The organism is Intrasporangium sp. (genome assembly GCF_032907665.1).
Classification (GTDB): Bacteria; Actinomycetota; Actinomycetes; order Actinomycetales; family Dermatophilaceae; genus Intrasporangium.
In genome coordinates this window covers 1-8,957 of record NZ_JAJJPG010000136.1, presented here as the reverse complement: position 1 = coordinate 8,957, position 8,957 = coordinate 1, and the positions used below count along the sequence as shown (strand labels likewise).

The window sequence follows — 8,957 nt, the reverse complement described above, 5'->3', positions numbered from 1 at the left end:
ATCAAGCCGCATCCGCGGGCCGCGCTCCCCCTCGCCATCTCGGTGGAGGCCGCGCGGAAGGTGCTCGCCGACGCCGGTTTCGACCCCGCCCTGGTGCAGCTTGCCGCCGAGGCAGACGGGCAGGGCCTGGCGAAGACCCTCGCCGAGCGTGACGAGGTCGCCATCATCGACTACACGGGTGGGCCGGCCTTCGGCGCCTGGCTCGAGGAGCGTGGGGCCGCGCTCGGCAAGCTCGTCTTCACCGAGAAGGCCGGCCTCAACACCGTCGTCGTCGACTCGACCGACAACCTCAAGGGCATGCTCGGCAACCTTGCCTTCTCGCTGACGCTCTACTCCGGACAGATGTGCACGGCCCCACAGAACATCTACGTGCCGACCGGCGGGGTCGACACCGACGAGGGCCACCTGTCCTTCGACGAGTTCGCCGATCGTCTGGCCGGGGCGGTGGCGCGCCTCACGGGTGACGACGCCAAGGCCGTCGAGCTGCTCGGGGCAACCGTCAACGACCAGGTTCGCTCCAACGCCGACTCCCTCGAGTCGATGGCGGCGGAGGCCGAGGGCCGGGTCGTGCTCGAGTCGCGCCGGATCGCGCACCCCACCTATGCGGAGGCCGTGGTCCGGGCACCCGGGCTGGTCTCTGTCGACGTGCAGCGCGAGGACGTCTACACGCAGGAGTGCTTCGGGCCCGTGGGCTTCCTCATCCAGACCGCGTCGACTGACCAGTCGCTCGCCCAGCTCTCCGACACCGTGCACCGGCACGGAGGGATGACGGCCTCGGTGTACTCGACGAGCGAGGAGGTCCTCGAGCGGGCCCGCGAGGCAGCGGTCGCCGGCGGTGTTGCCCTGTCGGAGAACCTCACCGGCCAGATCTTCGTCAACCAGACCGCGGCCTTCTCCGACTACCACGGCACCGGGGCCAACCCCGCTGCCAACGCCGCCTACACAGACGCCGCCTTCGTCGCCAATCGCTTCCGGGTCATCACCTCCCGCCGCCACGTGTGACTCTGCAGTGACGCTCACCCAATCCCACATCGACCGGGCCTCACTGCAGCGCAAGGTCATCCGCACGCTCGTCGCCACCCAGGTCCTGGGTGGCGTCGGTATGGCGAGCGGCATCGCAGTCGGGGCGCTCCTCGCCGAGGAGATCAGCGGGACCGAGGCGCTCGCGGGTGTCGGGACCACGTCACAGGTCCTCGGGAGCGCCCTCATCACGATCCCCGTCGCGAGGGTCATCGCGAGCCGGGGTCGTCGGATGGGACAGTCGCTCGGGCTGGGCGTCGCCTTCGTCGGTGCGGCCCTCGTCATCACCGCGGCAGTCGCCGGGTCGTTCCCCCTCTTCCTCGTCGGGATGTTCCTCTTCGGCGGTGGCACGACGGCGAACAACCAGGCGCGTTACGCCGCAGCGGACCTCGCCCTGCCCGCGCACCGGGGGCGTGACCTCTCCATCGTCGTCTGGGCGACGACGATCGGGTCCGTCGCCGGCCCCAACCTCATCGGACCGGGCGTCTCGGCTGCTCGTCTCGTCGGAATCCCCGACCTCGCCGGTTCCTTCATCTTCTCGCTCGCCGGCTTCTTCCTCGCCTGGTTCGTCGTCAACCGCCTGCTGCGCCCCGACCCGTTGCTCACGGCCCGTGCGCTCGAGGCGACGGCGCACGAGGAGCGAGCCCAGCGGCATACGGCCGGGCTCGCGGAGGGCACCACGTCGGGACCCGCGCCGACGGCACCCAACCACGATGGGTCGATGCGGCGTGGCTTCTCGGTGATCCGTGCCAACACCCATGCGCTGCGGGCAGTGCTCGTCATGGGCCTCGGTCACCTCGTCATGGTGGCCGTCATGGTGATGACCCCGATCCACATGAAGCACGGCCACGCGGGACTCGAGGTCATCGGCTTCGTCATCTCCATCCACATCCTCGGTATGTACGTCCTGTCGCCTGTGGTCGGCACGGCCGTCGACCGGTGGGGTGGGCGGCCCGTCGCCATGCTCGGCGGCGTGATCCTCACCCTGTCCGCGGTCCTTGCCGCGCTCTCGGACGCGGGGTGGTCAGCCCTGTTGCTCGTGGCGCTCTTCCTGCTCGGCGTCGGGTGGTCGTGCACGCTCGTCTCGGGATCGACCCTGCTCACCGGCGCCGTCGAGACAGAGGAGAGGCCGGCGTCCCAAGGCCTCGCGGACGTCTTCATGGGGCTTGCCGGGGCGGGCGGCGGCGCCGTCGCGGGGGTGGTGGTCGGGTCCCTCGGCTACGCCTGGCTCGCGGGAGCCTCGGCCCTGGTCGGGCTCGTCATCCTCGCCATCGCCGCTGCGCTGCAGCGCACGCGCCCGCGGGCCGTCTGACACGTCCTGCTGTCAGGTGCTGGCGGGGGTTCCCGGTCCAAGGGTCTCGCGCAGGACACCGGCGACCGTGGGGAAGAGCTCCAGGAGGCGGCTATGGCCGGACACGGCCGCGATGCTCGTGTGGCGGCGGTGCAGGAGCTCGAAGGGCTCAGCCTCCCCCGACTGGGTGTCCTGGCCCGCGTGACGCAGTTGGAGAAAGGTGTGGAAGCGCGAGTCGAGGATCGTGGGCATTCGCCGGTCGACAGTGGAGTGGTCCCCCGGACGGGGCATGGTGAGCCGCTGACTCGTGTGGTCGTAGGCGCCGACGTAGGCCTGCCCCTGTGACCCCAACGGTCGGCGTGCCTCGCGCGGGTGGATCATGACACCGTCGTGCCACAAGGCGCTGTAACCACGAGCCATCGAGACCCCCCGTCCCCGCTCGGATCTGGTCGAGTAGACGGCCAGACGGTCGAGGTAGTCGATGCTGAGCAGATCGTCGTCATCGACGCGGAACCACACGACCGTGCGCGATGGCGACTCGACCCTCTCGAGGACGCGCTCGAAATGGCTCGGAACGCCCCCCGATCCGGCTGGGAGCAGCTCGAGAACGTCGTAGCGCTCCGCCGCCGCGAGCAGCTGCCCCAACCACGGTTCGGGCATCTCGGGCGAGTAGCTCACCACGTGCCTGTAGACATGCTCCTTGCGCATCTGCTGGAGCAACGGCACGGACAGCTCGAGAAACATGGTGGCGCGCGGGCCCATTCGTTCCGCTGACCACAGCCGCGCTTTGTAGGCGTCCTCGTCGGGAAATGCGCGAGAGGTCTTGAAGGCGGACGTCCCCCGGTAGTACTGGCTGTATCTCGTCCACCCGAAGAAGGCCGGAGGAACATCGTCGGCCGTGTGGGACCACGCCACTGCCGTTCTGGACGTGATCTCACGCCCGACGTGGCGGACGCGGCGTGCCGCTGCCCTCAGGACTCGCGGCGGGTTGGCCCAAGGGCTCCGGGGCATGGGCACCATTGTGCCGAAGGATCTGAGCGCGGGGCTGTGAGGACCCGCCCACCTTTTCGATGGAGTTGCGCCCGACCCCGGAGAACTGAGGCGTGATGGAGATGGCGGCGCCCGCCGCGGGGGGTGGTGGTCGAGTCCCTCGGCTACGCCTGGCTCGCGGGAGCCTCGGCCCTGGTCGGGCTCGTCATCCTCGCCATCGCGGCGCAGATCCAGCCCCGGGAGGCCTCCGTGCGCCGTCTCTGAGCTGCGCACAGCCGCAAGCTGTTTCGCGATTCTCCGGACAAGGGCCAACCGGAGCGGACCATCGGCCAGGTCGGCGTCGCCGACCTGGCCGATGTCGGGGGACGCAGTCCATTCCCCGGTGCGTCATCCATCGGACGTCTGGAGTAACGCGTGACCAAGAGAAGCACGCCTTCCCGCCGACTGAGCCGTCCCAAGAAGTTCGTTGCGGGCGCGGCCGCCCTCACCCTGCTGGCCCTGGGTGGAGTCCAGGGCGCCAACGCGGCCGACCCGGGCGTGGACATCGTCTACGTCGCCACCGGCGCCAACTTCCCCGACGCGCTCGCGGGAAGTGTTCTCGCCGCGCTCGACGGCGCGCCGATCCTGCTCGTCACAAGGGACTCGATCCCGACGGCGACGGCCATGGAGCTCGGCCGTCTCGACCCGCGGTACATCCGCATCCTCGGCGGCCCGAACACCGTCAGCGACGCGGTGCTGAACCTGCTCAAGGGCTACGCCACCGCCAACACGGCCAACGAGGTCACCCGGATCTCCGGGCTGGACCGGTATGCCACGGCTGCCGAGATCTCCCGGCTCGTGCCCGCAGCCGCCTCCAAGCTGCCGGACAACCAGGTCAAGGTCGTCACCGGAAGCCCGGTGCTCCCAACGACGCTGGGTGCCGTCGCGTCGACGGCCGTCATGCTCCCCGACGTCTGCCCCGGTGCGGACAGCTGGAAGATCCGTGCCACGGCCAACGGCTACTACGTCACGTCCGGATCGGTCACCGCTGGTGGTGCGACCACCGCGCGGTCGCTCGACAACGCTGGGAGCCCTCTCACCTCGACCGTCACCAACCAGAACTTCGTGCTGAACGCTGGGCAGACCCGCGAGACCTACGTCAGCGACTTCATCTTCGACTGGGTCGACGCCGGCAACCACACGATCCGCCAGTGGGGTGTTGAGGACACCAACACGAGCGTGACCGCGACGCAGAACCGGCTCCTTGTCGAGGTGATCGGCTACACCTGCTGGGCCGTCCTGCCGGATTCGATGTGATCGATCGGCACGACGCCCGATCGATCACATCGACCGGCTGGGCTCACGCGGTGACGCGCAGCGTCGAGGTCCGGTCCGGCCTGACGAGGACCTCGATGCGATCAGCGACCCGCGACTTCAGCTCGGTGACGTGGCTGACGATGCCGACGGTGCGCCCGCCGGCTCGCAGTCCCTCGAGCGTGTGCATGACGTCGTCGAGCACGTCGGGGTCCAGGGTGCCGAAGCCCTCGTCGACGAAGAGGGTCCCGAGGTCGACGCCGCCGGACTCGGCGCGGACGACTTCGGCGAGGGCCAGGGCCAGGGACAGCGAGACATAGAAGGTCTCGCCGCCGGAGAGGGTGCCGACGTCGCGAACCTGGTTGGTGTGCATGTCGTGGACGCGCACGCCGAGGCCGGACTTGGCGTTGCCCTTCTTCGCGTCGGTGTGCTCGAGGGAGTAGCGGCCACCGGAGAACCGGGCGAGCTCGGTGTTCGCGGCAGCGAGCACCTCGGCGAAGCGTCGAATGAGGACGTACTTGGCGAGATCGAGGTTGAGCTGGTTGTCGCCGTTGCCTGCGACGAGCTGGCCGAGCCGGACGGCGTCCGCGGTCTCGGCGATGCACTCGGCGTTGCGCTCCAGTGCCGCCTTGATCCCGACGACCCGCTCCCGGGTCTTCCTCACCTGGCTGCGCAGGCTGCCGTGCTCGTGGGTGGCGGCCTCCATCTCCTTCTTCGCGGCCTTCTCGAGCTCGACCATCGGCTCGATGTCGTCGAAGAGGGCGTCGAGCTGCACGTCTGCGAGCTCGGGTCCGGAAAGGCCGGCCTTGACGCGCGTGCAGGCCGTCTCGAAGTCGGCGATCTCCTTCTCCCGCGCCGCGATCCACTCGACGGACTGGTCCGCCTCGAGCCACTCGCCGACATCGGTGAAGCCTGCGGCTGCGAGGTCGGCATCGCGGGCCGCCTCGTCCTCGGCGACGCTGGCCCGGGCCGAGTCGCGTCGGCCGATCGCATCGACGAGTTCGTCGATGCGCGCCGCGGCTGCGACCAGCACGTCGCGGCGCTCGGATACCGTGGCGTGACCGTCCCGAGCGGTCTCCACGACCGCGGTGTCGGCGGCGATGCGCGAGTCGAGCTCCTCTGTGGCGTGGTCGAGCCTGGCGAGGTCGGCGGTCAGCTGCTTGGCACGCTCGGTCAGCTCGTCGGCGCGCCGGCGGAGATGCGCGAGCGTGGTCTCGGCGCGGGTGACGTCTCCTGCGGCTCGCAGCGATGCCGCGAGCTCCTCGGCGGCGTGCTCGGCCGCGGATCGGGCCGCGTCGATGTCGAGGCCCTCCGAGGCGGCCGCCTGCCCGCGGATCTCGACCCGGAGTGCGGTGAGCGCGTCGCCGGCCTCGGCCAGCGCCGACCGCAGCGCCTCGACGCGCTCCTCCTCGGCGATGACCTGCTCCGGCGTCACCGCGTCGGGGGTGGGTCGCGCGGGGGCGGGATGCTCGAGCGACCCGCAGACGGGGCAGGGCCGCCCCTCCACGAGGGACAGGCCGAGCTCGCCGGCGATGTCGTCGATGCGCGCCTGGCGCAGCCGCGCCAGCTCCGCCTCACCATCACGGAGCGCGGAGAGGGCCCGGGTTGCCCGTTCCTCTGCCTTGGGCAGTTTCGCAGCGGCGGCAGCCTCGAGGGTCGCGGCATCGAGCTGCCTCCTGGCCCTGGCGGCGGTGGCCTTCCGCCCCTCGAGGAGCGCGTTGAGGTGACGGGCCGCGGCCAGGGACTCCTCGCAGGTGCGGATCGTCCCCGGGAGCGCCTCGAGCTCGGCCGTCACCTGCGCGAGGGCCGAGCGGGCACTGCCGGCTTGGCCCGTCATTTCCTCGAGCTGGGTGCGTCGCACTGACAGCAGGCCTTCGAGCTCGGCTGCTGCGGTGAGGGCACCGACGACCTCGCGCGCCGACGACGCGACCACCCGGAGCTCGGCGACGCTCAGCTCCCGGTGCTCGGGAGCGACCCGGGACCTGGCGGCGGCGACCGCTGCCTCGGCCCGCTTGAGTGCAGCCTCGCTCTGGGCGAGCGTGCGCACGGCGCCGGCGACCGGCCTGGCCCGCCTCGCTCGCGCCACCGCCGCCCGCAGCTGCTCGAACTCGATCGCTCGCCGCCCGAGCGACTCGTCCTCGCGCTGGAGCTCGAGGAGCCGCTGCCGGCGTTGCCTGCGGAGCCTGGCGTCGCCGACCATGTCGGCCATCTGCTGGTGGGCCTCGATGGCCTCGCGGCTGGCCTTGGCGGCGTGGCGCTCGCGGGTGGCCAGCTCGTCGACGACCTGGGCCAGCTCGCCGTCGAGCTCGCTGGGCGCCGTCTGTGCGATGGCCACGAGCTCGTCTCGACGCTCCGGCTCGAGGCCGGCCGAGACAGCGAAGGCATGGATGCAGTCGCGGATCTCTGCCACGGCCCCCGCCCGTCGGGCCTGGGCGGCCCGCCCGACCTCGACGATCTCCTCCTGCACGCGGCGGAAGAAGGCAGTGCCGAAGACCTTCTCGAGCAGCTTCCCCTTGTCCTCGGACCGGGCCCGCAGGAAGGTGGCGAACTCACCCTGCGGCAGGATCACCGTCTGCACGAACTGGTCGCGCGTCAGACCGACCGCTCGCGTGATCTCGTCGTCGCAGTCGCCGATGTTCGTCGAGAGCAGCTCCCCACCGTTGAGGTCGTCGGGGCTCGAGATGCGCCACAGCTTCACGGACGGCTGCTGCACCGTCAGACCAGCCCCGCGCGACTTGGGCCGCTCGAAGCGGGGGGTCCGCCGAACTCGGTAGAGCCCCGACTGCGTCTCGAAGACGAGCGTGACGACCGGGATCGCACGCGGATCCGCGTGGTGCGAGTGGATGCGCTCGACGTCCGCCGACGCCTGGGCGACCTTGCCGTAGAGCGCGAAGGTGATCGCGTCGATGATCGTCGACTTGCCGGAGCCGGTCGGGCCCTCGAGCAGGAAGAGGCCGGCGCGGCCGATGGAGCCGAAGTCGATGACCTCCGTGCCGGCGAACGGCCCGATGGCCGTCATCTCGAGACGGTGCAGCTGCACGTCAGGCCACCCCCACCGCACCGGCCCGGGATCGCCGTATGCCGCTGTGCTCACCGGGAGCGGACGTGCCGGTGCGCTCCTGCCGCTCCTGCGCCTCGGCGAGCGCCTGGGCCGTGACGGCGGCCTCGTAGCCGGCGACGAAGCACCCGATCTCGCCGTCGCTTGCCTCGGCCTTGGTGACGTAGGCGATGAAGTCGGAGCCGAGCTCGCGCGGGTCGCGCTCGGTCACCGCGGTCGTGCCGCGAACCCCGCGCTCGATCCGCTCGTCGGGCTGGTGGAAGACCTGCAGGACGTGGGCGAAGCGGGACGTGAGCCGGTCCATGAGCGAGTCGGGCCGTGCTCGGTCCGTCACGGTGACGCGCACCCACGACTCCTCGTGGCGAGCCAGGGCCGGGTCGCCGAGGAGCTCGTCCAGGGTGCCGCGCAGGGTCGCCATCGGTCGCGGCTGGTCGATCGCCACGGGGGTCACGGCGGCGGGTCCCTCGGCGGGCAGGTCGACGAGGAGCACGACCTTGCTCTGGTCCTGCTCGGAGAACGAGTAGCGCAGCGGCGAGCCGCAGTAGCGCACGACCGACCCGTCGGCGCACTCGGGCGCCTGTGGGCCGTGCAGGTGGCCGAGCGCGGCGTAGTCGATGCCCTTGAAGACGGTCCCGGCGACGCGGTCGACCCCACCGACGGCGATCGAGCGCTCGGAGTCGCTCGGCTCGGCGCCGGCCACGAAGGCGTGGGCCACGACGACGGAGCGGACGCCGGGGCGCCCGGCCAGGTCCTCGCGGACCCGGTCGCACGCGGCGCCGACGACCGCTTGGTGCGAGCGGGGCAGAATCTCGCCGCCGTGCGCCAGGGCCGACCGGGCGTGGTCGACGTCGAGATAGGGGATGCCGTAGATCGCGACCGGGACCCCGTCGGAGCCGTGGAGCAGGACGGGCAGGTCGATCATCGAGATGTCGGTGATCATCCGGATCCGGTCCCGGAAGAGGCCCGCCCCGTAGCCCAGCCGGATGGCCGAGTCGTGGTTGCCCGAGGTCACGACGACGGTCGTCACCTGGGACAGTCGCGAGAGGGTCCACTCGAAGAGCTGGACCGACTCGACGGGCGGCACCCCGCGGTCGTAGACGTCGCCCGCGACGATGACTGCGTCGATCGGCACCCCGTCAGGTGGGTCCTCGACGAGCTCGCAGATGCGGTCGAGCACGGCTGACTGCGCCTCGTGCAGGCTCACACCGTGGAGCGTGCGCCCGAGGTGCCAGTCCGACGTGTGGAGCAACCGCATGCCTCGAAGGTAGGACGACTTACCGACAGACCCTGCCGGGACACGCGGAG

6 protein-coding genes are annotated in these 8,957 nt (G+C 71.0%); 3 read left to right on the top strand and 3 right to left on the bottom strand.

Going from position 1 to position 8,957, the window contains the following annotated elements:
* Together LOY02_RS15910 and LOY02_RS15905 are read left to right on the top strand one after the other, a co-directional pair.
* Positions 1–1,002, top strand: a 1,002-nt coding sequence (locus tag LOY02_RS15910) for an aldehyde dehydrogenase family protein (RefSeq protein WP_317183346.1), incomplete at its 5' end; no start/stop codon positions are given.
* A 7-nt stretch (positions 1,003–1,009) separates the two neighbouring features.
* A complete protein-coding gene (locus LOY02_RS15905; RefSeq protein ID WP_317183345.1) occupies positions 1,010–2,332 on the top strand; it encodes an MFS transporter in 1,323 nt (440 codons plus the stop codon).
* A 12-nt stretch (positions 2,333–2,344) separates the two neighbouring features.
* Here LOY02_RS15905 and LOY02_RS15900 read toward each other — a convergent pair whose 3' ends face one another.
* Positions 2,345–3,322, bottom strand: a complete 978-nt coding sequence (locus LOY02_RS15900) for a glycosyltransferase (protein ID WP_317183344.1) — start codon at positions 3,320–3,322, stop codon at positions 2,345–2,347.
* 393 nt (positions 3,323–3,715) lie between these two features.
* Between LOY02_RS15900 and LOY02_RS15895 the strand changes: the two genes are divergently transcribed.
* Positions 3,716–4,597, top strand: a complete 882-nt coding sequence (locus LOY02_RS15895; protein WP_317183343.1) for a cell wall-binding repeat-containing protein — start codon at positions 3,716–3,718, stop codon at positions 4,595–4,597.
* 43 nt (positions 4,598–4,640) lie between these two features.
* Here LOY02_RS15895 and LOY02_RS15890 read toward each other — a convergent pair whose 3' ends face one another.
* Positions 4,641–7,634 carry an SMC family ATPase gene (locus LOY02_RS15890; RefSeq protein ID WP_317183342.1) on the bottom strand — a complete coding sequence of 998 codons (2,994 nt, stop codon included), beginning with the start codon at positions 7,632–7,634 and terminating at the stop codon, positions 4,641–4,643.
* A 1-nt stretch (position 7,635) separates the two neighbouring features.
* Positions 7,636–8,907 carry an exonuclease SbcCD subunit D gene (locus LOY02_RS15885; protein ID WP_317183341.1) on the bottom strand — a complete coding sequence of 424 codons (1,272 nt, stop codon included), beginning with the start codon at positions 8,905–8,907 and terminating at the stop codon, positions 7,636–7,638.
* Positions 8,908–8,957: the final 50 nt, after the last annotated feature.

Excerpts from the sequence above, each read along its gene's own strand:
- LOY02_RS15885 (WP_317183341.1), bottom strand. The coding sequence starts at position 8,907 with ATGCGGTTGCTCCACACGTCGGACTGGCACCTCGGGCGCACGCTCCAC.
- LOY02_RS15900 (WP_317183344.1), bottom strand. The coding sequence starts at position 3,322 with ATGCCCCGGAGCCCTTGGGCCAACCCGCCGCGAGTCCTGAGGGCAGCG.